The 21,763-nt window shown below is 57.5% G+C and carries 22 protein-coding genes; 14 read left to right on the forward strand and 8 right to left on the reverse strand.

Annotated features, from left to right (window positions below; translation table 11 throughout):
* The first annotated feature begins 202 nt into the window (after positions 1-202).
* Positions 203-415: an acetyltransferase gene (locus tag FMN52_RS09965; RefSeq protein WP_148608482.1), complete on the forward strand. Its 213-nt coding sequence runs from the start codon at positions 203-205 to the stop codon at positions 413-415.
* Positions 416-417: 2 nt separating this feature from the next.
* On the opposite strand, the gene FMN52_RS09970 is transcribed toward FMN52_RS09965, so the two are convergent.
* On the reverse strand, positions 418-666 hold the full coding sequence (locus FMN52_RS09970) for a hypothetical protein (RefSeq protein WP_162525030.1): 249 nt from the start codon (positions 664-666) through the stop codon (positions 418-420).
* Between FMN52_RS09970 and betI the strand changes: the two genes are divergently transcribed.
* The 5 genes from betI to ahpC all read left to right on the forward strand — a co-directional run bounded on the left by betI (position 611) and on the right by ahpC (position 6,606).
* Positions 611-1,204: a transcriptional regulator BetI gene (gene betI / locus FMN52_RS09975; protein WP_148608484.1), complete on the forward strand. Its 594-nt coding sequence runs from the start codon at positions 611-613 to the stop codon at positions 1,202-1,204. The two genes, FMN52_RS09970 and betI, sit on opposite strands and share 56 nt — an antisense overlap.
* Positions 1,205-1,267: 63 nt before the next feature.
* The gene (gene betB / locus FMN52_RS09980; protein WP_148608485.1) at positions 1,268-2,737 is read left to right on the forward strand and encodes a betaine-aldehyde dehydrogenase; all 1,470 of its coding nucleotides are present in this window, start codon (positions 1,268-1,270) and stop codon (positions 2,735-2,737) included.
* A gap of 27 nt (positions 2,738-2,764) precedes the next feature.
* Positions 2,765-4,450, forward strand: a complete 1,686-nt coding sequence (gene betA / locus FMN52_RS09985) for a choline dehydrogenase (protein WP_148608486.1) — start codon at positions 2,765-2,767, stop codon at positions 4,448-4,450.
* Positions 4,451-4,660: 210 nt separating this feature from the next.
* Positions 4,661-5,878 (forward strand): BCCT family transporter, encoded by a 1,218-nt coding sequence (locus FMN52_RS09990; protein ID WP_148608487.1) that lies wholly within the window; start codon positions 4,661-4,663, stop codon positions 5,876-5,878.
* 164 nt (positions 5,879-6,042) lie between these two features.
* On the forward strand, positions 6,043-6,606 hold the full coding sequence (ahpC, locus tag FMN52_RS09995) for an alkyl hydroperoxide reductase subunit C (protein ID WP_088828136.1): 564 nt from the start codon (positions 6,043-6,045) through the stop codon (positions 6,604-6,606).
* A gap of 79 nt (positions 6,607-6,685) precedes the next feature.
* Here ahpC and FMN52_RS10000 read toward each other — a convergent pair whose 3' ends face one another.
* Together FMN52_RS10000 and FMN52_RS10005 are read right to left on the reverse strand one after the other, a co-directional pair.
* A complete protein-coding gene (locus FMN52_RS10000) occupies positions 6,686-7,162 on the reverse strand; it encodes a peroxiredoxin (protein ID WP_148608488.1) in 477 nt (158 codons plus the stop codon).
* Positions 7,143-7,898, reverse strand: a complete 756-nt coding sequence (locus tag FMN52_RS10005) for a DUF3581 domain-containing protein (RefSeq protein ID WP_148608489.1) — start codon at positions 7,896-7,898, stop codon at positions 7,143-7,145. The genes FMN52_RS10000 and FMN52_RS10005 overlap by 20 nt, the downstream gene beginning before the upstream one ends.
* A 259-nt stretch (positions 7,899-8,157) precedes the next feature.
* Between FMN52_RS10005 and ahpF the strand changes: the two genes are divergently transcribed.
* The 3 genes from ahpF (at position 8,158) to FMN52_RS10020 (ending at position 11,949) form a co-directional block, all read left to right on the forward strand.
* Positions 8,158-9,744 (forward strand): alkyl hydroperoxide reductase subunit F, encoded by a 1,587-nt coding sequence (gene ahpF / locus FMN52_RS10010; protein ID WP_148608490.1) that lies wholly within the window; start codon positions 8,158-8,160, stop codon positions 9,742-9,744.
* 174 nt (positions 9,745-9,918) lie between these two features.
* Positions 9,919-10,692, forward strand: a complete 774-nt coding sequence (locus FMN52_RS10015; protein WP_148608491.1) for a transporter substrate-binding domain-containing protein — start codon at positions 9,919-9,921, stop codon at positions 10,690-10,692.
* A 102-nt stretch (positions 10,693-10,794) separates the two neighbouring features.
* Positions 10,795-11,949, forward strand: coding sequence for an ABC transporter substrate-binding protein (locus FMN52_RS10020; protein ID WP_148608492.1), 1,155 nt, complete (start codon positions 10,795-10,797; stop codon positions 11,947-11,949).
* 24 nt (positions 11,950-11,973) lie between these two features.
* On the opposite strand, the gene FMN52_RS10025 is transcribed toward FMN52_RS10020, so the two are convergent.
* Both FMN52_RS10025 and FMN52_RS10030 read right to left on the reverse strand, forming a co-directional pair.
* Complete coding sequence (locus FMN52_RS10025; protein ID WP_148608493.1) at positions 11,974-12,642, reverse strand: transglutaminase-like domain-containing protein; 669 nt, start codon at positions 12,640-12,642, stop codon at positions 11,974-11,976.
* A 116-nt stretch (positions 12,643-12,758) separates the two neighbouring features.
* Positions 12,759-13,487: an RNA methyltransferase gene (locus FMN52_RS10030; protein WP_148608494.1), complete on the reverse strand. Its 729-nt coding sequence runs from the start codon at positions 13,485-13,487 to the stop codon at positions 12,759-12,761.
* Positions 13,488-13,643: 156 nt separating this feature from the next.
* Between FMN52_RS10030 and rlmE the strand changes: the two genes are divergently transcribed.
* Positions 13,644-14,264 carry a 23S rRNA (uridine(2552)-2'-O)-methyltransferase RlmE gene (gene rlmE / locus FMN52_RS10035; RefSeq protein ID WP_014578767.1) on the forward strand — a complete coding sequence of 207 codons (621 nt, stop codon included), beginning with the start codon at positions 13,644-13,646 and terminating at the stop codon, positions 14,262-14,264.
* On the opposite strand, the gene FMN52_RS10040 is transcribed toward rlmE, so the two are convergent.
* Positions 14,265-15,299: a histone deacetylase family protein gene (locus FMN52_RS10040; RefSeq protein WP_148608495.1), complete on the reverse strand. Its 1,035-nt coding sequence runs from the start codon at positions 15,297-15,299 to the stop codon at positions 14,265-14,267.
* 143 nt (positions 15,300-15,442) lie between these two features.
* On the opposite strand from FMN52_RS10040, the gene FMN52_RS10045 reads away from it, so the two are divergent.
* The gene (locus tag FMN52_RS10045) at positions 15,443-15,991 is read left to right on the forward strand and encodes a YgjV family protein (RefSeq protein ID WP_148608496.1); all 549 of its coding nucleotides are present in this window, start codon (positions 15,443-15,445) and stop codon (positions 15,989-15,991) included.
* A gap of 172 nt (positions 15,992-16,163) precedes the next feature.
* Positions 16,164-17,690, forward strand: coding sequence for an NAD(P)/FAD-dependent oxidoreductase (locus tag FMN52_RS10050; protein WP_148608497.1), 1,527 nt, complete (start codon positions 16,164-16,166; stop codon positions 17,688-17,690).
* On the opposite strand, the gene mltF is transcribed toward FMN52_RS10050, so the two are convergent.
* Positions 17,691-19,055, reverse strand: a complete 1,365-nt coding sequence (gene mltF, locus FMN52_RS10055; RefSeq protein ID WP_148608498.1) for a membrane-bound lytic murein transglycosylase MltF — start codon at positions 19,053-19,055, stop codon at positions 17,691-17,693.
* Positions 19,056-19,241: 186 nt separating this feature from the next.
* Between mltF and FMN52_RS10060 the strand changes: the two genes are divergently transcribed.
* A complete protein-coding gene (locus tag FMN52_RS10060) occupies positions 19,242-20,162 on the forward strand; it encodes a lysophospholipid acyltransferase family protein (RefSeq protein ID WP_148608499.1) in 921 nt (306 codons plus the stop codon).
* A 69-nt stretch (positions 20,163-20,231) separates the two neighbouring features.
* Entirely contained in the window at positions 20,232-20,687 is a 456-nt protein-coding gene (locus FMN52_RS10065; protein WP_148608500.1) for a DUF302 domain-containing protein, read from the forward strand.
* Between the two features lie 40 nt (positions 20,688-20,727).
* Here FMN52_RS10065 and FMN52_RS10070 read toward each other — a convergent pair whose 3' ends face one another.
* On the reverse strand, positions 20,728-21,543 hold the full coding sequence (locus FMN52_RS10070; protein WP_148608501.1) for a TlpA disulfide reductase family protein: 816 nt from the start codon (positions 21,541-21,543) through the stop codon (positions 20,728-20,730).
* Positions 21,544-21,763 lie beyond the last annotated feature (220 nt).

Raw genomic sequence — 21,763 nt, forward strand, 5'->3', positions numbered from 1 at the left:
TTTATCGTACGGTTCAGCTTAACAATGTTTCCCCCTGTGAAAAGCCGAGAACCGATATTTAATGTAGCGAAATGTCTCATATTTCGAGTTTCCAGGCGCTGCGTTCCGTTTCTTTGGTGCTACCGATGGCCCAGGGGCGCCTGTCTGGATCGCGGCCTTTCTGCTACGTTGAAAGGATAAATCCTTTCCCACGGAGGCCTCTATGTTTGTCGCTGAAAAAGCAACCGGGCACCTGATTGAGGTACTGGACATTCAGGCACTGTTTGATCCCCATATCCAGCAGGTGAGTGGCAGTCTTCATTACGGGGAGGAGGCGCAGGATCCTGAACCCTATTCCAAATCCGAGCTGGCTTTTCCTTCCGGCGAAGCTCTGCCAATCTGCTGGACAGACCCCGACTACCGGCGCCATAGCTGATATTAGCTTTCCCTTGCTGCATCCTTGATGAGGGCCACGTTAGCGTGGCCCTCATCTTGTCCGTTTTTTAAACAGGTTTGAATTCCTCGTCCGGCTTCTGTAACCTTTTTGTTAATTGAACGTTCAATTAACAAAAGCTGGGCTAATTCGCGCTGCTTTTTAACACCGGAATCAAGACGAGTAACCGAAGCCGCCATGCCGATTGTTGGAGTAAAAGACACACGTAAACAGCAGTTGATTGAAGCCACCATGGCGTCCATCGCCGAGCTGGGCATGCAGAACACCACCATTGTGAGTATCAGCAAACGCGCGGGGATGTCCTCCGGGATTATCAGCCATTACTTCGGTGGCAAGCAGGGGCTGATTGAAGCGGCCCTGCGTTATTTGCTGGATCAACTGGGCAAGGAGTTGCGGGAGCGCATGGCAAAAACCGACCGCTCCCCCGAGCAGCGGTTGAATTGCATCATCGAGTCGAATTTTTCCGAGTTTCAACGCTCGGCGCTGGCGGCCAAGACCTGGTTGAGCTTCTGGGCTCGCTCGATGCATGAGCCAGGGCTCAAGCGGTTGCAGCAGATCAACAACGCCCGCTTGTACAGCAACCTGCGCTACTCCTTTGCCCAGGTGCTGGCGCCAGACGCAGCGACCGAAGCGGCCCGGCAGACCGCAGCGATGATCGACGGGTTCTGGCTGCGTAGCGCCCTGAGCCTGGACCCGTCAGAGAGTTTTGAAGCCGGCGAGCGGCTCTGCAAGAAATTTGTCCACGAGACACTGGCGCAGGCAACTGCCTAAGCCGGGATTGATTCGAACGGCCCACAAGGCCTGAAGACACCGAACCGAGGTTATCTACCGACTATGTCTGCATCTCTTCCTGTTGTTCAGAATTTCGTCCATGGCCGTTTCCTGGCCAACCGCACCGGCGAGACCTTCCCCGTGGTGAATCCGGCCACCGGTCAGGTTATTTACGAGGTGGAGGTGGCGGATGAGTCCGTGCAGCAAGCCGCCATTGAAAGTGCCCGCGCCGGCTTTGCCGAGTGGTCTGCGATGACTGCCATTGAGCGCAGCCGGATCCTGTTGCGGGCGGTTGCGCTGTTGAGAGAGCGCAATGATGAGCTGGCCGCCGCGGAAGTGCGAGATACCGGCAAGCCCTGGCAGGAAGCCGAAGCTGTGGACGTGGTTACCGGCGCAGACGCCATTGAGTTCTTTGGCGGTCTGGCGCCATCCATTGAAGGTAACCAGCAGGATCTGGGTGGCGATTTTTACTACACCCGTCGGGAGCCTCTGGGCATCTGCGCCGGGATTGGCGCCTGGAACTACCCGATCCAGATTGCCTGCTGGAAATCCGCGCCGGCCCTGGCCTGCGGCAACGCCATGATCTTCAAGCCCTCTGAGGAAACCCCCATGGGCGCGGTGAAGCTGGCGGAAATCTTTACCGAAGCGGGCGTGCCGGCGGGTGTGTTCAACGTGGTGCAGGGCGCCGCCGAAGTGGGCCAGTGGCTGACCCATCATCCGGAGATTGCCAAGGTATCCTTCACCGGCGAAGTTGCCACTGGCAAGAAGGTGATGGCAGCGGCGTCCTCCACCCTGAAAGACGTCACCATGGAACTCGGCGGAAAATCTCCGTTGATCATCTTTGACGATGCGGATCTGGAAAACGCCATCTCCGCCGCCATGGTGGGCAATTTCTACACCCAGGGCGAGATCTGCACCAACGGCACCCGGGTGTTTGTTCATGAAGACCTTTACCCGCGCTTTATGGAGCGGCTGCTGGAACGTATCCGCAAGAACATCAAGCCCGGTGACCCGATGAACCCGGACACCAACTATGGCGCTCTTATCTCTGAAAAACATCGGGATCTGGTGCTCGATTACATCGCCAAAGGCCTTTCCGAAGGCGCCACCCTCAGCCACGGTGGCCGGGCCTTTGAGCCGGAGGATTCGAAAGGGGGCTATTTCGTTGAGCCCACCATCTTCACCGACTGCACCGATGACATGACCATCGTGAAGGAAGAGATCTTCGGGCCAGTGATGTCGGTACTGACCTTCTCCGACGAAGACGAGGTAATTGCCCGGGCCAACAACACCGATACCGGTCTGGCCGCTGGCGTGTTCACCAACGATATCCGCCGGGCTCACCGCGTGATTCACCAGATCGAGGCCGGCATCTGCTGGATCAACAGCTACGGTGCCTCCCCGGCGGAAATGCCGGTGGGCGGCTACAAGCTCTCCGGTATTGGCCGGGAAAACGGGCGCGAGACCATCGCTCACTACACCCAGATCAAGTCCGTTTATATCGGAATGCAGGATCTGGACGCCCCGTTTTAAGCCCGCACTCGACACAGGAGAACGCGTATGACAGAAAACCGATACGACTACATCATTGTGGGTGCGGGTTCCGCCGGTTGCGTGCTTGCCAACCGACTAACTGAGGACGCGCGCCACCGGGTGCTGCTGCTGGAAACCGGCGGCAGTGACAAGAGCATCTTCATCCAGATGCCCACCGCCCTGTCCATTCCCATGAACACCAAGAAATACGCCTGGCAGTTCGAGACCGAGCCGGAGCCGTACCTGGACAACCGCCGCATGCACTGCCCCCGGGGCAAGGTTCTGGGCGGTTCCTCCTCCATCAACGGGATGGTGTATGTCCGTGGCCACGCCCGGGATTTTGACGAATGGGATTCCGAAGGCGCTATAGGCTGGCATTACCGGAACGTCCTGCCTTATTTCAAGAAGGCCGAAACCTGGGCGTTTGGCGCCGATGATTACCGGGGGGATACAGGCCCGCTCGGCGTGAATAACGGCAACAACATGCAGAACCCGCTCTACAAGGCGTTTATCAACGCGGGTTCCGATGCCGGTTACTTTGAGACCGATGATTACAACGGTACCCAGCAGGAAGGTTTCGGCGCCATGCACATGACCGTCAAGAACGGTCGTCGCTGGTCCACCGCCAATGCCTATCTTCGCCCGGCCATGGAGCGCCCGAACCTGACCGTGGTCACCCACGCCCTGGTTCACAAGGTGTTGCTGGATGGCAAGACCGCCACCGGTGTCCGTTACGAGCAGGGTGGCAAGGTGCACGAGGCGAAGGTCACCGAAGAAGTCATCCTGTCGGCCGGCTCTATCGGCTCACCGCACCTGCTCCAGCTGTCCGGTATTGGTAAGCGTGAGGTGCTGGAGCAGGCCGGTATTGAGGTAAACCACGAGTTACCCGGTGTCGGTGAAAACCTGCAGGACCATCTTGAGTTCTACTTCCAGTACCGATGCAAACAGCCGGTGTCTCTTAACGGCAAGCTGGATTGGTGGAACAAGCTCAAGATTGGCGTGCGCTGGATCCTGTGCAAGGACGGTCTGGGCGCCACTAATCACTTCGAGTCCTGTGGATTTATCCGTTCCAAGGCCGGTGTCGAGTGGCCGGACCTCCAATACCATTTCCTGCCGGCGGCCATGCGCTACGACGGCAAGGAGGCCTTCGATGGCGACGGTTTTCAGCTGCACATTGGCCACAACAAGCCCAAGAGCCGTGGTTTCGTGCATGTGCAATCCGCTGATCCGAAACAGGCGCCGACTATCCGCTTCAACTATCTGGAGCACGAGGCAGATCGGGAAGGCTTCCGCGACTGTGTACGCCTGACCCGGGAAATCATCAGTCAGCCGGCCATGGACGAGTATCGGGGAGCGGAGATCCAGCCCGGTGCCGAGGTCCAGACCGACGAGGAAATCGATGCCTTTGTCCGCCAGGCGGTGGAGAGCGCCTATCACCCGTCTTGCTCCTGCAAGATGGGCACCGACGAGCTGGCCGTGGTGGACCCGGACACGCGGGTACACGGCATACGAAATCTCAGGGTAGTGGATTCGTCCATTTTCCCGACCATACCCAATGGCAACCTGAATTCGCCCACCATCATGGTGGCCGAGCGGGCAGCCGACCTGATCCGGGGCAGGGAGCCCCTCCAACCCTCTGACGCGCCTGTGGTGATGGACGACCAGTGGCAGGCACGTCAGCGACCGGGACAGGCAAAGCGCGCGCTGGTCTAGCGCGTCGTCATCCCACCCGGGCGTGCAATGCGCCCGGGGTTTTGCAAGCCCTCAGGATTTCCCTATCAGCGCGACGGTGTTCTGCCGTTTTCGGGCGCCCGATAGGCAAGTCCTGGGTTTGTGTCCGATTCGAAAGAAGCAGCGCTTACAAAGTAGAGGAGGAACACCCATGCTGTTCATTACAAAGAAACAAAGCAACCGGAGGACGTTATGACACTCTGGTTATCTGCAGGTTTGATCTTCACCTTCGCCGCCATTGTGCTGATCCTGTACAAATGGTGGGACATCCAGTGCATCGGCGTAACGCCGGTCAGAACTTTCACCTTTATTGCCATACTGTTCACCTCCGGTCTGGATGTGGGGCTGATCATGTTCCCGCTCACCGAGTTCGGTGGCTATGGCGATCTGTCTGCCAGCCCTGAGTACGGCTTTGCCAACCCGCTGGCCATTGAGTTCGGGTTCTGGGCATTCCTGATCTGGGGATTCTATTTCCTGACCTGTTTCTATTTTGCGATCATCGAGCCACGGGTACAGTTCTTTGAAATTCCGCTGGTGAAAATTGTGAACAACGTGGTGATCATCGGCACCTGTGCGTTTACCGCCTATCTATTGCTGGTGAATCTGCCCTGGTATCTGCCCATGTTGGGTGATGGCGAGTCCGTGGTGCCGGCGTTCTACTTCATCGTGTTTGCGGCGATTGCGCTGGCGGTCTACTCCAGTTCCAAGATCAAGTATGTGCGCATCCTCAGCCTGGGTTCGAGTCTGTTGTTTATCGCCCTGATTGTGGGCATGTGGTTCCGTGCGTTTGTCATGGGCGCCGGCTCGCCGGCGGATTTCTTGGGCACCGCCGGATTGATCAGTGAGTACTTCGCCAACATTCACCAGTTTGCCCTGCCCATCAATGACTACCACGAGTTCTACCTGTTCTGGTGGTTTGCCTGGAGCATCATGATCGGCCAGTTCACTGCGCGTTTCGTAAGCGGTATCCGTACCTGGCAGCTGTTGATTGCCATGCTGGTGGTACCGTCCATCGCCATTGGTGTGTGGTTTACCGTGCTTTATCACTACCATGCGGAAGGCCTGCAGATTGCGGCGTTTACCAATCTCGCCATGATCTCCGTGGGTGTGTTGATGGTGGTGAACTCGCTGGATTCACTGATCCGGCTGTACACCGACAATCTCAATCTCACGGCCCAGCGCCTGGGGAGGGCGAACTATGTGGTGTTCAATTTCCTCGCTATGGTCGGCCTGACCATGCTGTTCCAGCTGGATTTTTTGAGGATTCAGTGGGTTGGCGCCCTGGTGATTGCGCTGTATTTCGGCTGTTTCGTCTATATCCTGGCGAAGAAACGGGCGGAAGTGGCTGCCATTAAAGCGTCACCGAAAGAGAATATTCTGGACTTTGGAAAGATTGAACTGGCGGGCTAAGGCCCAATAAAGGGGGTGGCGGAAAGAAATTCCCGGTCGGAACCCACAGATAGGTTTTTCCTATCCCCGGGTTGGGAATTATCAATTTTATCCGCACCTCCAATATCCGTATTGTATGCGCCATCAATTCATCAACTTATGAATCCATCAACAAGGAGTTTTTAATGGGCATCATTAACAGCGAGATCAAGCCGTTCAACGCCACCGCCTTCAAAAACGGCGAGTTCGTTGAAATCAGCGAAGCAGACGTGAAAGGCAAGTGGGCGGTATTTTTCTTCTACCCGGCCGACTTCACTTTTGTATGCCCGACCGAGCTGGGCGACGTGGCCGACAAGTACGAAGAGCTCCAGAAGCTGGGCGTTGAAGTGTTCTCCGTGTCCACTGACACGCACTTCACCCACAAGGCGTGGCACGACAGCTCCGAGACCATCGGCAAGATCAACTACTACATGGTAGGCGACCAGACCGGCACCATCACCAACAACTTCGGTGTAATGCGTGAAGGCCAGGGCCTGGCAGACCGCGCTACCTTCCTGATCGATCCGGATGGCATCATCCAGTCCGTAGAAATCAGTGCTGAAGGCGTTGGTCGTAACGCTGACTACCTGATGGACAAGGTCAAGGCTGCCCAGTATGTGCGCAAGCACCCGGGTGAAGTCTGCCCGGCCAAGTGGAAAGAAGGCGAAGAAACATTGGCTCCGTCTCTGGACCTGGTTGGCAAGATCTAAGCTTCTCCTTCCGGAAAGCTTATGAACGAAAAACCCCGGAATTTCCGGGGTTTTTTTGTGTCTGACGAAAAAGTGAAGCTCAGAGAGCCTCTAGAATGCTTTCGGCGCTGGTCTGGTCCAATCCCTGGGCATCGATATTCAGCAGCTCAACCTTACCGTCGTTCACGATCATGGCGTAGCGCTGGCTGCGAATGCCCATACCGTTCGCGGTCCGATCCTGGGTCAGGTTCAGAGCCTTGGCGAACTCTGCCACGCCATCGGCCAGCATGACGATCTCTTCGGCATTGTGGGCCTTGCCCCAGGCGTCCATTACGAAGGCATCGTTGACCGATGTGCAGACGATGCTGTCCACGCCTTTGGCGCGCAGTTTGTCGGCATTTACCACAAAACCGGGTAAATGGGCGGCTGAACAGGTGGGGGTAAAAGCACCTGGTACGGCAAACAGGACGGCTTTCTTGCCGGCAAAGAGTTCGCTGGTGCGGACTTTCTCGGGGCCCTTCTCGCCCATTACCTGAAGTTCGATGTCTGGCAGGGTATCACCGGGCTGAATTGGCATTCTTGTGGTCTCCACTGTTGTCCTCGTTGAAATAATCGGCGCCACGGGCCTTGAGGCGATAGAACTCTTCAATCACGCCTGCCATCGCCTCTGCGCAATAGGGCCGCAAGCCACTTAATACGAGCCGTTTGGTCACTTCGCCCACCGGTTTGTTGTTTGCGGTCAGGCGGTATTCCAGAAGAACGTTCCCACGCTTGCCGGCTGCCTCGAGCGTGGCGTTGTGCAATTCCAGACCGGGGGAGGGCAGATCCAGGTTATCCAGGGCCAGGCTCATGCTCTCATACATCACCATGGGCCGGTCGGGATTGAACATTACCCCGTTCGACTCCATTAACGGTTTGAGAGTATGGGGGAAGTTTTTTCCGGAGGCGGCCACATAGGCTCGGGAAATGGTCTCGATCAGCTGTTCATCGTCGGTGGTCGCGCCACTGCGAACCACCTCGATATAGACTTTGCCGGCATCGTCGCAGACGTCAATCGTGTCCCCGGTTTCAACGAACTTGAGTGGTACATTCTCTCCGAGCAGGCTGCGGAACCGAAAGGTCATGTTTTCCGACAGCCCGAAGCGCGCCAGTACGATGGCAAAAAGCAGGTCGCCGGGAACACAGAAACGACGGGCATCCGGGTCGTGGATGGGATTGAAATCCCCGGCAATTTCCTTGGCGAACTGGCTGGCTTGCAGGGCGGAAATTACGACGTGTCCGTCCTGGACGGAGTGGAAACGGTCTAGAAACATGCGTTGCCTATTCTGGGTACCAGAGAATGATGTTGCGACGATATGACAACATCATACTGCGGCAGGCTTTCGGTGGATATGCGCTATTGGTCAAGCCCCGAGCAGCGGTGAGTCTGAAGGTATAGCAAAGTCCTATCAAACAGTTTGGGTCAATTAATTTGAGCATTGGGTTGCGGGGCCGTATCTTTGCACCAACTCAACTTAACCACCGTATTTGATTCAAATACTTAGTTTCGAGATTTAAAGGAGAAGTCAGACTATGTTGGATGCCAATATCAAGGAACAGTTGAAAGCCTACATGGACAAGTTGCAGCAGCCGATTGAGCTGGTCGCGGCTTACGACGACAGCAAGAAGTCCCAGGAACTCCGGGAGCTGCTGGAAGAGCTGGAACCCATGTCTTCCAAGATCAGCCTCCGTACTGAAGAGTCCAATGACGTGCGTCGTCCGTCTTTCGCCATCAACCGTGTAGGCACCGATATTGGCGTTCGCTTTGCCGGCATTCCCATGGGCCACGAGTTCACCTCGCTGGTGCTGGCGCTACTGCAGGTGGGCGGCCATCCCTCCAAGGCTTCCCAGGATGTGATCGAGCAGATCCAGTCTCTGGAAGGCCGGTTCGAGTTTGAAACCTACTTCTCGCTCTCCTGCCAGAACTGCCCGGATGTGGTTCAGGCCCTGAACCTGATGAGCGTGTTGAACCCGAACGTCAAGAACACCTCCATCGACGGTGCCCTGTTCCAGGATGAAGTGGAACAGCGTGAAGTGATGGCGGTGCCCAGCGTTTACATGAACGGCGAGCCCTGGGGCCAGGGCCGTATGACTCTGGAAGAGATTGTCGCCAAACTGGACACCAGCTCCAGCGAGAAAGACGCCGAGAAGATCAACCAGAAAGAGACCTTCGAGGTTCTTGTGATTGGTGGCGGCCCGGCCGGCGCCTCCGCTGCTATCTACGCGGCTCGTAAGGGGATCTCAACCGGTATCGCGGCCGAGCGTTTTGGTGGTCAGGTGGCTGATACCATGGGCATCGAGAACCTGATCTCTGTGCCTTACACCGAAGGCCCGAAACTGGTGGCGGCCATGGAGCAGCACGTCAAGGAGTACGACGTGGATATCATGAACATGCAGCGTGCTGAGAAGCTGATTCCGGCTTCACGTCCGGGCATGCCCCACGAGGTGCGGTTGGATAATGGTGCGACTCTCAAGGCCCGCAGCCTGGTCCTGTCTACCGGAGCGCGCTGGCGCCAGATGGGCGTTCCGGGAGAGGAAGAGTATCGCAACAAGGGTGTGGCTTACTGCCCGCATTGTGATGGCCCCCTGTTCAAAGGCAAGCGCGTTGCGGTGATTGGCGGTGGTAACTCCGGTGTGGAAGCGGCCATCGACCTGGCCGGTATCGTGGGCCACGTGACTCTGATCGAATTTGGTGCCGAGATGCGCGCTGACGAGGTGTTGCAGAAGAAACTGCGCAGTCTGAAGAACGTGGAGATCGTCACCTCCGGACAGACCACTGAAATCACTGGCGAGAATGGCAAGGTCAACGGTCTGAACTACACTGATCGTACCTCCGGTGAGCAGCATCACATCTCCCTGGAAGGTGTGTTTGTGCAGATTGGCCTGGTTCCCAACACCGAATGGCTCAAGGGCGACATCGAACTGAGCCAGCATGGCGAGATTATCGTTAACGATCGCAATGAAACTTCCATCCCGGGTGTTTTTGCGGCAGGTGACGCGACGACCGTGCCCTACAAGCAGATCGTGATCTCCATGGGTGAAGGTTCCAAAGCTGCGCTTAGCGCTTTTGACTTCCTGATCCGCAATTCCGTGGATGAAAGCGAAGACGAAGCGGCATAACCGAAAAAGTGCCGCCTGATGAGAGAGAAGCACCGGAGTGATCCGGTGCTTTTTTTATGGCTATGCCCACAGATTTGACAAGGTTTTTCTGGCGTGTGGGAAACGACATTGCCATACTGCCGGACCTGTATGAAAAATAGTCACTTCTTTGTGCCATGGACTGACGAGCGACTCATGAAACGCTTCCTCTATTATGCTTTTCGGGTGCTCTTGTTTGGCGCAATCATACTGAGTGCGCCTGCAGTGGCCGATCCGGTGGTCCGGATCGCGGTTCCGGATATCACCAGTCTGCTTACCGAAAACCGGGACGGTGTTTACCAGAAAATCCTGCACAGGGCCCTGGAAAACCTTGATGTGACTGTGACCGAGCAGTTCTTTCCCTACAAACGGGCCATGATGGTGTTCGAGCAGCATGGCGCAGACTGCATCTATTCCTTTACCGAGGTTCTGGAGCGGCGACTGGGCGAAGATGCGGTTATCGCCAGTTTTCCGCTCGGCAAATTCTCCTATTACCTGTTTACCCCGCAGGACGAAGACCCCATCAGTTCACTGTCGCAGCTGGAGGGGGAAACCGTGGGTGCGGTCATTGGTCATGAAACCTATCTGGACGGGGTACTGGAGGGCCACGACGTTAACGTGATCTGGTCGAAGAGCGATGCCCAGAACGTGGCCATGCTCGAGCACCAGCGATTCGGCGCTATGATTGCAGCGGTTCCGGACGTCCGGCCTTTCATGGACGAGCTCAGCTACGATTCGAAAACACCTCTGCTTGAAAGTTACGATCGGCTAACCTGCCACAACAACGAGGCCAACCGGCAATTCCTGAGCAACCTCTCGGCTCAGATGAAAGGCCTGAAAGAAGCTGGCATTTACAAACAATTGGCTGGCCAGCTGTATGTTGAGTTTGAAGACCCCGCTCCGGCCGCTGAACATTCCCTTCTGAACTGAGACATTGGTTACGGATCTCCGCTTGTCTGTTACACGACAGGTCGGTAGTTTAGTCCCCTCACAAGCCAACCCTGCCAGGTCGTCCAGAGGGTGATTCATCACATGAAGTCCTTTCCAGCCCGCTTGCTGATTAGTTGCCTGCTCCTGTTCACAGGTCCTTTCGCAGACGCCGGCCCAAGGCCCAGTGTTGTTTTTCTGTCACCGGACGACTCCCGTTTCTGGCAACTGGTTGCCGGTTTCATGGAGGCGGTCGCGACGGATCTAGAGGTTGACCTGGAAGTTCAATACGATCGGGAGAGTCATCGATTCAGCTACCTTCGCATGGCGAAGGACGTGCTGAGTCGTGAAGAAAAGCCGGACTACCTGCTATTCATGTGCAAGGAGCATGTCACCGAATCCATGCTCAAGCTCGCGGATGGGGCCGGTGTAAGGACGTTTACCTTCAATACCGATGTGCCTGACGCCGCCCGAGCCAGCATCGGTATGCCCCGAACCGTCTTACCGAGCTGGCTCGGCCACCTTTCTCCGGACAATATTGCCGCCGGCCGTGCCCTTGTTACGCTGCTGGGCAAACAGGCCGAAAAATTGGGCCTCGCCCCCGAAGCCAGCATTCCCATGGTGGCCCTCTCGGGAACACTGGATTCCTCTGCCACCAAGGATAGGGACCGGGGTTTGTTGGCGGCTGCGGTCCAGCAGCGCAGTGAGCTCCGGCAGCTGGTGTATGCCAACTGGAGTCGTGAGCTGGCCCGGGAAAAAACCGAAGTCCTGCTGAAACGCTATCCGAATACTGTCTCTATCTGGAGCGCGAGCGATGGCATGGCACTGGGCGCCATAGAAGCCGCCCGAAATGCGGGCTGGGCTCCGGGGGAAAATCTTTTGGTGGGCAGCGTAGATTGGGAACCAGAGGCGCTGGAAAAAATCCGGCAGGGGGAGTTGCTTGTCAGCCTGGGCCGACATTTCATGGGCGGTGGACTTGCCTTGCTCCTGCTGCATGACTACCACCATGGCCGGGATTTCAGTGATATGTCACCGGACTATATTTTCCGCTACGAGCTGGAACCTGCAACCCGGGACAATGTTGACCAGGTGCAGCGTATTTTGGACCCGGAGAATTGGAGCGCCGTTGATTTCGGGCGGTTCAGTCGCGTCGGCGAAATGGGGGCTGGGAAGGCGGTGCCTGATCCTGATGCCCTGCTGGATGCGATGACGGGGGCGCTGGCAAGGCAGGGAGCAGACACGGTAGCGAGTAGAAAGTAAGGCCTTGCTGGATTCGAGCAGGCTCTAGGGACTCGATATGTCCTGCACCAGACTACCTTCGGGAGCTTCAGGCTCCTCCTCCCCGGCAAAGAGATGGCTATAGGCCGCCCGCACACCGGAGACGATGAACTCGTGGGGCACGTCGTCGAACAGGCCATGGTCGTTGACGTATTCCATGTGGGCCTCACCGGATTCTGTGTACTCCTGAAAGATCGAATCGTGAATGCCATCGAATTCCAGCGGCTCCACGTTCATCAGCTCGCAGAGTTGCCGGTTGAACGCCGGAGTTGCCTTTACCCATTGTCCGTTCAGGTATAGCTCGATAAACCCGTGCATCCGGAAAATGTCCGACTGCAGCCATTCAATCAGCTTCGGGCTTGAGAGATGGTTGCGGACATCGGCCAGCCCCAGCCGGCTGGGGATGCCAATGGAGCGGGCGGCGGCACCCAGAAGAACCGCCTTGGGGATGCAGTAGGTCTCGCCGCTCTCCAGAGCGTAACTGGCACTGAACGTGTTGGCGTCGGTCCGGAACACGTATGGGTTGTAGCTGATGCTGTCACGAACAGCGAGATAGAGCGCCTTGACCCGCTCCACCGGCTCCTCGGGCACGCGCTCCAGCTGTGCCTCGATCCAGGCTTTCAGCCGGGGATGGTCATAGTCGAAAAAGGCGGTTGGCTGGAGATAGCGTTCCATAGTCATCAGTCCGGTCTCGGGATCAGCCCCTGATCGTCCCCAATTCGCCACGGACAGGCAATGGCGGTATCCGCCAGAACGATTGCCGAAAGTGCTCATAGCATGAGATTTGCAGTCTACTGGTCCCGCATTAATTCGTAGGTGCACATGTTTACCGCCGAGGCCAGGTTCAGGGATTCGATCTGCCCCTGGCCGTGGATGCTGTAAGGCAACGCCCGAAGTTGGTCCAGGGTCTCGCGCGGTACCCCCCGGGCTTCGTTACCGAACAGATAACAGTCGTGCTGGCGGAAGGCCTGTGATGTCATCGATCCCCCATTGAGGTCCAGACACGCAAGGCTCTGGTATCGGTCAGTAAGGCTGGCCAGATCGACGTCTGTCTCAAGGGGGACGTGAAAGAGCGCGCCCATGCTGGCACGCACTACCTTCGGGTTGAACGGATCCACACTGCCCGGGCTCAACAGACACCGGAAACCGCCAAACCAGGCGAGGGTGCGCAGTATCGTACCCAGGTTGCCGGGGTCCTGAACCTCGTGCAGATAGATTGCTTTTTCGCCGGGCACGGGTTCCGTCGAGCGTTCGGGGATGGGCACCACCGCCAGAATTCCCTGGGGTGTTCGGGTGTCGGCGAGCTGCGCCATCTGGCGATCGCTGATCACATGAGTCCTGAACGGGCTCTGCCAGTGCTCATAGGCACCGTTGACGTAAAGCTCCGAGGCCCCCAGCGCGGGTTGGCGGGCGGCTGCTTTTTGCAGCTCAAGAATCAGGTGTTCGCCCTCAACGAGGTAGTGGCCAAACGACTGCCGGTACTTTTTCTGGTGCAGCTTTTTGATGTCGGCCAGATTCACGAGGGCGGTCTCCCGTCAGGTGGGCGTGGTGGGTTCTGAAAAATCACAGAATTCAGGCAGGATTGTACGTGTGGCCGGCCCGGTTGTCAGGATTTTGCCGCCGCCCGGCGCGGCACGTACAATTGGCGTCTGGCTTTCCCGTTGTGAAGAGACCCCATGGCCCGATCCAAAAGCAGTAACCGCTGGCTTGAAGAGCACGTCAACGACCCCTTCGTGAAACAGGCGCAGGTAGATGGCTACCGCTCCCGCGCCAGTTACAAGCTTCTTGAAATCAACAAGAAGGACCGGTTGATCCATCCCAATATGGTGGTTGTGGATCTGGGCTCGGCGCCCGGTGGCTGGTCCCAGGTGGCGGCCAAACTGGTGGGCCATAAGGGCCGTGTCATTGCTTCCGACATTCTGCCCATGGATGCCATTGCCGGTGTGGATTTTATCCAGGGTGATTTCACCGAGAACGACGTGTTCGAGTCGATCATGGCCACCCTCGGTGATGACCCGGTGGACGTGGTGATTTCCGACATGGCTCCGAACATCAGCGGCGTGACGGTTGCCGACCAGGCCTCATCCATGTACCTGGTGGAACTGGCCCTGGACATGGCAAGCCAGGTGCTAAAGCCCAAAGGCAGCTTCCTGGCCAAGGTGTTTCAGGGGGAAGGGTACGACGAGTACCTGAAATCGGTCCGCGCCGTCTTCGACAAGGTTGTGGTGCGCAAGCCGGATTCCTCCCGCTCGCGCTCCCGGGAAGTCTACATCCTTGGCAAGGGCTTCAAGGGCTGATCAATCTGCAGCCCGGTCGAACCCCTGCATGACGTTCACCGCATTGACGCCGATGGCATCGACGTCATACCCGCCTTCCATGGTAAAGACCGTCGGCAGTTCAAGCCGGGCCAGACACTGGCCCAGGGTCAGGTAGTCGCCGGAGGTCAGTTTGAAGAACGAAATCGGGTCTTCTTCGAAGGTGTCGACACCCAGGGCAACCACCAGGGCGTCCGGTTGGAATGCCTTTATCCGCTCGCAGGCCTTCTCCAACCCCTGACTCCAGACGCTGTAGGGCGTGTTGGGCGGATAGACTATATTCAGGTTGTAGCCTTTTCCGGCGCCCTCTCCAGTTTCATCTTCAAAGCCCAGAAAATGGGGAAATACCAGGTCCGGATCGCCATGCAGGCTGATTGTCAGCACGTCGTTGCGATCGTAGAAGATCGCCTGGGTGCCGTTGCCGTGGTGGAAGTCCACATCCAGCACGGCGACCTTGCCATAGCCCTGGTCACGAAAGGCCTGGGCCACGATCGCGGCATTGTTGAAGAAACAGTAACCGCCGAACAGATCGGCGTGGGCATGATGTCCGGGCGGCCGGCACAGGGCAAAGGCGGCGCGCTCGCCTTCGGCAACCAGTTTCTGGGCGGTAAGGGCCACATTGGCTGATGCCCGGGCGGCTTCCCAGGTGCCATCCGAGATCGACGTCTCCGCTGCAAAGCTGTAGTAGCCCAGACGGCCGTCAATGTCTTTGGGTAGCCGATGGCGCATGCCACGCCCGGCCCAGACTGCCGGGATGGCTTCGCCCGGTTTGCCGGCAGCGAGCCATTCCCCCCAGCAGGTTTCCAGGAAAGCCACATAATCGGCCGTATGCACCCGTTTGACAGGTTCCAGACCAAATTCTTCCGGTTCAAGAATCTCTCCAAGGGCCTGGTCCTTCACCCGTGCCAGGATGGTTTCGGCACGGGAAGGCTTCTCGTGGGGCTCGATCAGCAGTCCGCCATCCAGTTCGGTTTTGACATGTCGGCGGCTGTGCAGGGGCGAGAATACGGTTTTCATGGTCTTGGGTGGTCCTTGCTGAATGACGTGAGCACTTTGGCACAGGGAGCTTCATGGCTCAAAAGCCCTGATTGTGGCAGGCTGAGAGCTTTTGCGGGCAGAGGGGATTACCGATATGGCGACGAGCGACAGGCCGGTGAAGGATGATTGATCTGATCGCGGATATGACCCTCGCCGAGGCGCTGGGCCAGGTGTGCGGTCTCGTAGCCCTGGGTTTCTGCATCGCCGGTTTCGCCAACAAGAACGACGATCGGCTGATGGTGCTGCTGATCTCCGCCAACGTTGCCTTTGCCCTGATGTTTGCGCTTTTCGAGAGCTGGACGGCATCGGCATTGACGGTCCTGGTGATCCTGCGCATTACCCTTGCCCGCAAATACCAGGGCAACTGGCCCATCATGCTGGGCATGCTGGCGGTGAACCTGGTGGTCGCCTGGGCGACCTGGAAATCGATCACCGACGTGTTCCCCCTTGCCGCCGCGGTTTGCGGCACCGTGGGCATGTTCATGCTCCGGGGTATTCCTCTGCGGATTGTGCTCGGACTGGCAGCTCTGGCCTGGATGCTCAACAACATCGTTATCGGTTCCGTAGGTGGCACCTTGGCCGAGGGTATGGTCCTCGTCACCAACATCATCACCATTATCCGGCTCTACCGGCTGCAGCAAAAATACCCGGATTTCACGTCGGGTCACTGATCGCGGTTTTGAGATCGGCTGTTCCTGGGTCTGACTACGCCCCGCTGGACGACTGACTGAAACAACCAGGGGCCCGGACCACTTTGGCCAATTCCCGCGCAGCCTTGCCTGAGCTATCTTGATTCCAGACCATTAACTATAAAAAGCGGATTGGAATCCGAGAGGACGGGTAATGAGTTACCAGCACTTCGATGTACTGATCATCGGCGCCGGCGTTTCCGGCATTGGCATGGCGTGTCACCTGAAGCGTGAGTGCCCCGGGAAGTCGTTTGCGATCCTCGAGCGTCGGCAGTCCCTGGGTGGCACCTGGGACCTCTTCCGTTACCCGGGTATCCGCTCGGATTCAGACATGTTCACCTTCGGCTACAATTTCCGTCCGTGGACCGGTGGCAAGGTGCTGGCGGATGGTGCATCAATCAAGAAGTATGTGGCGGAGACCGCCAGGGAACACGACGTTGAGCGCCACATTCGTTTTGGCCTGGCGGTCAAGACGGCGGACTGGTCGGGCGTCGACGAGTGCTGGAAGCTCTCGGCCCTGAACGAAGCCACCGGCGAAACAGAACACTACACCGCCAACTTCATGGTCGGCTGTACCGGCTACTACAATTATGATCAGGGCTACAAACCGGACTTTCCGGGCGAAAGCGATTTCCGCGGTCAGATTGTGCACCCGCAGCACTGGCCGGAGGATTTCGACTATACGGATAAAAAGGTCGTGGTCATTGGCAGCGGCGCAACTGCGATTACCCTGGTGCCGACCATGGCCGAGAAGGCCTCGCATGTAACCATGCTCCAGCGCTCACCGACCTATCTGATGCCTTTGCCCTCCACCGACAAGGTGACCCTGTTCCTGCAGAAAATTCTGCCCGAGAAGACCGCCTACCGGCTGACCAGGGCCCGGAATATTTCCATTTCCCGTTTCCTTTACCAGCGCTCCAGAAAGAGCCCGCAGTTCATGCGCCGGCTGTTCCTGGGCATTATCAAACGCAAGGTTGGGGACACCGCCGACATGCGGCACTTCACCCCGGATTACAATCCCTGGGACCAGCGCCTGTGCGTGGTAAAAGACGGGGACCTTTTCCAGGCCATGAAAGCGGGCAAGGCGTCCATTGCCACCGATCATATTGACCGCTTCACGGAAACCGGCATCCGCCTGAAATCGGGCGAGGAACTGGAAGCGGATATCATCATCCCGGCAACAGGTCTGGATATCCAGATGCTGGGCGGAATCCGGCCGACCGTGGACGGCCAGGAAGTCGTGATGAAAGACAAGATTATCTACAAGAACGTCATGGTGGAGGGCGTGCCCAATGCCGGCATGATCTTCGGGTACACCAACATCTCCTGGACCCTGAAGGTGGACATTGCCGCCGAGTATCTGTGCCGACTTATGAACCTGATGGACAAGCGTGGCTATCATACCGTGGTGGCCAGAGATACTGAGAACAGTCGCGGCGACGACACCGTGCTTGGCTCCCTCAATGCGGGCTATATTCAGCGGGCCGCCGATCGTTTGCCTCGTCAGGGTACTCACGGGCCCTGGAAATCGTCTCAGAACTACCTCGAAGATGTGAAAATTCTGCGTTTCGAGCCGATTGAGGATGGCTACCTGGAATTCGACGGGAAGCGGACTCACGCGAGCCACAAGGAGTCCGGCGGCTTCCTGAGACCCCTGCGCTCGGCCCTGTTCGGGACCTGATCACTGAAAGGCCGAACGTATGACGTCCCGGTAGTTGCGGATGCGCTGCACGTAGTGCACGGGCTCGTAGCCACGGGCGTATCCGTAGCGGGTGCTGGGGTAGTATCGCTTGTCCGCTTTGAGGGGTAAAACCTCGGTCATTTCCTGCCAGGAATCCGGATTCTTGTTCAGTGTCCGGGCCAGTTGCCGGGCATCCAGCAGGTGTCCCCGGCCAATATTGTAGCTGGCCAGCGCCAGAAAGGTGCGGTCCGGCTCCGGAATGGTCTCGGGCAGGCGGCGGTGCCGGTCGGCCAGGTAACGTGCGCCGCCATCAATGGCGGCCTCGGGGTCCAGCCGGTTGGTCACGCCCAAGGATTCAGCGGTCCGTCGGGTCAGCATCATGATGCCACGAACTCCGGTGGGGGATTTTGCCGCCGGGTCCCAATGGGACTCCTGGTAAGCCAGGGCGGCCAGCAAGTCTGCCGGCATCCCGGTTTTGGCCTCCGCTTCCCGGAATTGATCAATGAATTCGGGTAGCCGATCCTCAATCCGACGATTCAGTGCCCGCAGATCGACAAAATCGAAATCACCGATGTAGGAGTAGTATTGGTTTTCCATCAGGCCTATGGCTTCATCGCCATCCACGCTGTTCATCCACTCGTGGGCATCCGAGCCCAGATCTCCTGAACCCTTGGGTAGATACCAGCCCAGATTGCGGCCCTCTGTGAGCGTCATTGCCACTTCCAGATGCGGGAAATGCCGGCGCATCACCTGAACAATGTTGGAGTCAGCGACGGTGCAGCCGACGTCCTGTTCGGCAACATCCGAGAGAATCACTTCTGTAGTGCGGTCTGCATCTTCCTGAAACCCGATGCCCGGGTGTTGCTCATTAAGTTTGTTCAGGGTTTCGACGTAGCTGGAGCCGGCGGTCACGACAATATCGGTGCCCGGAATGTCCTCAGGCTTCCGGGGCATGGGCCGCGCATCGCGATGGCAGACCAGTTGTTCGGTAATCTCGGTGTGGGCAGGGCCTCGAACAAAGTGTTCATCGCGGGAGGCCAGGTGGGTCAGGCCGGCTGCCGCCAGGTGCGTTTCACCGGACTCCAGCGCCGCAAGCACCTCGCTGGTGGACTCCAGCATGTTCCATTCTACCTGCCAGCCCCGTTGCTCGGCGTAGGCACTGATCAAGGCGTGTTCGGGTCCAACGGGATTTTCATGGCGATCCAGGTAGTAGGTGGTTGAGCCATTGCGGGTGGCTACCTTGAGTGTCCCGGTTTCGGACGGTGATTTGAGATCGTTTGTCGTCGGTTGGCTGGTGTCTTCACTGCAACCGGCCAATACAAGCGGCAGGAGCAGAAGGCCGTGGGCGAACTTCCATCGGGACATAACGAGGAATTTCCTGTCTTTTGGGATGACTTCTACGTATAAACACGTATCTCCTCTAAACCATACTCTAGAATTCCGGAATTGGATCCCCTTTTGTCAATCAGGGTGGGTGAGGATCTCAAGTATCCAGCTGACCTGGAATGTGTCAGGCTGGCCAACCTCTTCCTCATCATAGGCAACCGTTGTATGGCGTCCGGTAGAAAAAGTAGAAAACGCCCTCTCTGGCATCCTGTCTTCTGGGGTGCCTGGATTCTGGTCTTTATGCTCTGGCTATTGTCGTTTCTTCCGATGGGAATCAAACAGCGTTTTGGTCGCTGGCTGGGAAGGCTGCTTTCCAGAAGAATGCGGTCCCGAGCCAGGGTCGCGGATGCCAATCTTGCTGCCTGTATGCCGGAACTGGACGAGGCAACCCGCAGCCAACTGGTCGAGGATTCCTTTGTCGCCTCGGCGCGTGGCATTCTGGAAAGCATTCATGCCTGGTGGCAGGACATGACCCCCTATTGCGAGAGCGCCTCGGTGTATGGCTCGGAGCATCTTGAAGAAGCTAAACAACGAGGCAAGGGTGTGCTGCTGATCGGCGGGCACTACAGCATTTTCGATTTTGCACTGCCTTTGATCGCCTGCAAGCTCGATAAGCCGGGTTACATGTATCGCCCCAACAACAATCCGGTGATCGACCGTATGATCGAACGTGGCCGCCGGCGGCATTTTGGTATCCGCCCCTTCACCAAGCGTCAAGTAAGGCCAATGTTGTCGTTTCTCAAAGAAGGGGGCCAGGTCTGGTTCGCCTGTGATCAGGATTTCGGCAAAAAGTCGGAGGTGTTTGTTCCCTTTTTCGGGATCAGTGCTGGCTGCATTACCTCACCGAGCTTTATTGCCAGGGAATCGGGCGCTGCCGTCATCTGCGTGAGTCACCTTCGAATGCCCGATGGCAGTTACCGGGTCGTGTTCTCTCCGATTCAGGAATCCTTCGGTGAAAATCCAGAACAGGACGCCAAAGTCTGGAACCGCTTTATTGAAGCCACCGTTCGGGAGCAGCCCGATCAGTATCTGTGGCTGCACAAGCGATTCAAGAGCAGGCCGGAAGGTGCGGCAGCGATTTACTGATGTTGTTTCATGCGTAACGCTGGCGGCTGTTCTATGCTTAAAACGTCGGCAAACCCTCCGGAGGATACTATGCGCTGCGTTTTCAGACTGGTTCTGGTGGCATCGACTCTGTTGTTCGCCACGCTCACTCATGCTGCAGATGGGTTGGTCGCGGTCAAAAGCAGTCACGATGTCAAAGCCACGGCCGACAAACTCGAGTCTGTGCTAAAAGAGAAGGGCATGACGGTCATGGCCCGCATTAATCACCAGCAGGGCGCCGCGAATGCCGGGCTTGCAATGCGTCCGACCGAATTGTTGATCTTCGGCAACCCCAAAGTCGGCACGCCACTGATGCAGTGCGCCCAGAGTGTCGCCATTGACCTGCCCCAGAAAGCCCTGATCTGGGAGGATGCCAACGGAGACGTGTGGCTGGGATACAACGACCCGCAATACCTCAAGAGCCGCCATGGCATTGAAGGATGCGATGAGGTGCTCGGAAAAGTGAGCGGCGCACTGGGAAATTTTGCCAAAGCGGCAACCCAGTAGATAAAAACGCCACTCGGCTAACGGGAACAGCGGGCCTGGTTCACTCGTCGGGTGCCCGGATCTTTTCCAGGCCCCTGGCCAGTGTTGCCCGTGACAGCTCGCCCATGTGGGAATCAATTAGTTCGCCCTGAGCATTGTAGAAAAGCGTGGTTGGCAAGCCATTGCTGCCCACGGCTCGTGCCAGCTGGGCCTGATCGTCCCGGTAGAGATTGTTCAGGTTCAGGCGGTTTTCCTCGAGAAAGGAACGGATGGTCTCGGGCTGTTCCCGCTGGTTGGCAAACACAAACGCGATATCCGGATAGATGTGTTGGGCTTCCTGCAGCACGGGCATTTCCCGGATGCAGGGTGGGCACCAGGTCGCCCAGAGATTCACTACCAGGGGTTGGCCCGGAGCCAACTGGGACATGTTGATCACTTCACCATTGAGCGAGCGCAGGGTAACGTCCGGCATGCCGCGGGCCTGCTGTTCGATCAGTGTAATGGTGCCTGCGGTGCCGGCCCAGAACAGGGCGCCTGTTAACGCGGCCGTGGCCAGTGGCTTGCGTTGTGCTTTCCTGCGCCACATCAGAAAGCCGGTGAAGATGATGGCGCCGATGACACCCCAGAGCGCATCGAAACCGCCGTCCCGGATATCAATGATGCCCAGCAGGTCGTTCTGGTAATGCTCGAAGTAGCTGATCACGAAACCGATCCGGGCGCTCAGCATCGCTACCACAAAGATATCGGCCACCGATCCGGCCACCGGCACCCGATATTTGCGGCCGAGTACCCCTCCAACCAGCAGAGCCAGGCCGAAGGCGATAACCAGGAGCAGGTGGCCGATGGACAGGCTCAAGGGGCCGATACTGACGCTCATTCTGACAAATCCCTCTGTGGTTCGGTTTCGTGAAGGCAGTCTGACTCGAAGATGCAGTCCAGGTTCCTTCGGATGCTTATTATAATCACCTATGGCTAATTCGCCGGGCCTCTGTTAATGTGCCTGCATCCTGCCTCTAGGGATTCCGCAGTTTAAGGCTTTAAGCCCGTGCGACCTTTCCATACGACCTGTCAGAGGACGTCACCCCGATAACGGCGCG

Origin of the sequence: Marinobacter sp. BW6, from assembly GCF_008107725.1 — a bacterium.
Lineage (GTDB): Bacteria > Pseudomonadota > Gammaproteobacteria > Pseudomonadales > Oleiphilaceae > Marinobacter.

What these genes read in the sequence shown, in the direction of transcription:
- FMN52_RS09965 (WP_148608482.1), top strand. Translation starts at nt 203, where the DNA reads ATGTTTGTCGCTGAAAAAGCAACCGGGCACCTGATTGAGGTACTGGAC.
- betI (WP_148608484.1), top strand. Translation starts at nt 611, where the DNA reads ATGCCGATTGTTGGAGTAAAAGACACACGTAAACAGCAGTTGATTGAA.
- FMN52_RS09970 (WP_162525030.1), bottom strand. Translation starts at nt 666, where the DNA reads ATGGTGGCTTCAATCAACTGCTGTTTACGTGTGTCTTTTACTCCAACA.
- betB (WP_148608485.1), top strand. Translation starts at nt 1,268, where the DNA reads ATGTCTGCATCTCTTCCTGTTGTTCAGAATTTCGTCCATGGCCGTTTC.
- betA (WP_148608486.1), top strand. Translation starts at nt 2,765, where the DNA reads ATGACAGAAAACCGATACGACTACATCATTGTGGGTGCGGGTTCCGCC.
- FMN52_RS09990 (WP_148608487.1), top strand. Translation starts at nt 4,661, where the DNA reads ATGACACTCTGGTTATCTGCAGGTTTGATCTTCACCTTCGCCGCCATT.
- ahpC (WP_088828136.1), top strand. Translation starts at nt 6,043, where the DNA reads ATGGGCATCATTAACAGCGAGATCAAGCCGTTCAACGCCACCGCCTTC.
- FMN52_RS10000 (WP_148608488.1), bottom strand. Translation starts at nt 7,162, where the DNA reads ATGCCAATTCAGCCCGGTGATACCCTGCCAGACATCGAACTTCAGGTA.
- FMN52_RS10005 (WP_148608489.1), bottom strand. Translation starts at nt 7,898, where the DNA reads ATGTTTCTAGACCGTTTCCACTCCGTCCAGGACGGACACGTCGTAATT.
- ahpF (WP_148608490.1), top strand. Translation starts at nt 8,158, where the DNA reads ATGTTGGATGCCAATATCAAGGAACAGTTGAAAGCCTACATGGACAAG.
- FMN52_RS10015 (WP_148608491.1), top strand. Translation starts at nt 9,919, where the DNA reads ATGAAACGCTTCCTCTATTATGCTTTTCGGGTGCTCTTGTTTGGCGCA.
- FMN52_RS10020 (WP_148608492.1), top strand. Translation starts at nt 10,795, where the DNA reads ATGAAGTCCTTTCCAGCCCGCTTGCTGATTAGTTGCCTGCTCCTGTTC.
- FMN52_RS10025 (WP_148608493.1), bottom strand. Translation starts at nt 12,642, where the DNA reads ATGGAACGCTATCTCCAGCCAACCGCCTTTTTCGACTATGACCATCCC.
- rlmE (WP_014578767.1), top strand. Translation starts at nt 13,644, where the DNA reads ATGGCCCGATCCAAAAGCAGTAACCGCTGGCTTGAAGAGCACGTCAAC.
- FMN52_RS10040 (WP_148608495.1), bottom strand. Translation starts at nt 15,299, where the DNA reads ATGAAAACCGTATTCTCGCCCCTGCACAGCCGCCGACATGTCAAAACC.
- FMN52_RS10045 (WP_148608496.1), top strand. Translation starts at nt 15,443, where the DNA reads ATGATTGATCTGATCGCGGATATGACCCTCGCCGAGGCGCTGGGCCAG.
- FMN52_RS10050 (WP_148608497.1), top strand. Translation starts at nt 16,164, where the DNA reads ATGAGTTACCAGCACTTCGATGTACTGATCATCGGCGCCGGCGTTTCC.
- mltF (WP_148608498.1), bottom strand. Translation starts at nt 19,055, where the DNA reads ATGTCCCGATGGAAGTTCGCCCACGGCCTTCTGCTCCTGCCGCTTGTA.
- FMN52_RS10060 (WP_148608499.1), top strand. Translation starts at nt 19,242, where the DNA reads ATGGCGTCCGGTAGAAAAAGTAGAAAACGCCCTCTCTGGCATCCTGTC.
- FMN52_RS10065 (WP_148608500.1), top strand. Translation starts at nt 20,232, where the DNA reads ATGCGCTGCGTTTTCAGACTGGTTCTGGTGGCATCGACTCTGTTGTTC.
- FMN52_RS10070 (WP_148608501.1), bottom strand. Translation starts at nt 21,543, where the DNA reads ATGAGCGTCAGTATCGGCCCCTTGAGCCTGTCCATCGGCCACCTGCTC.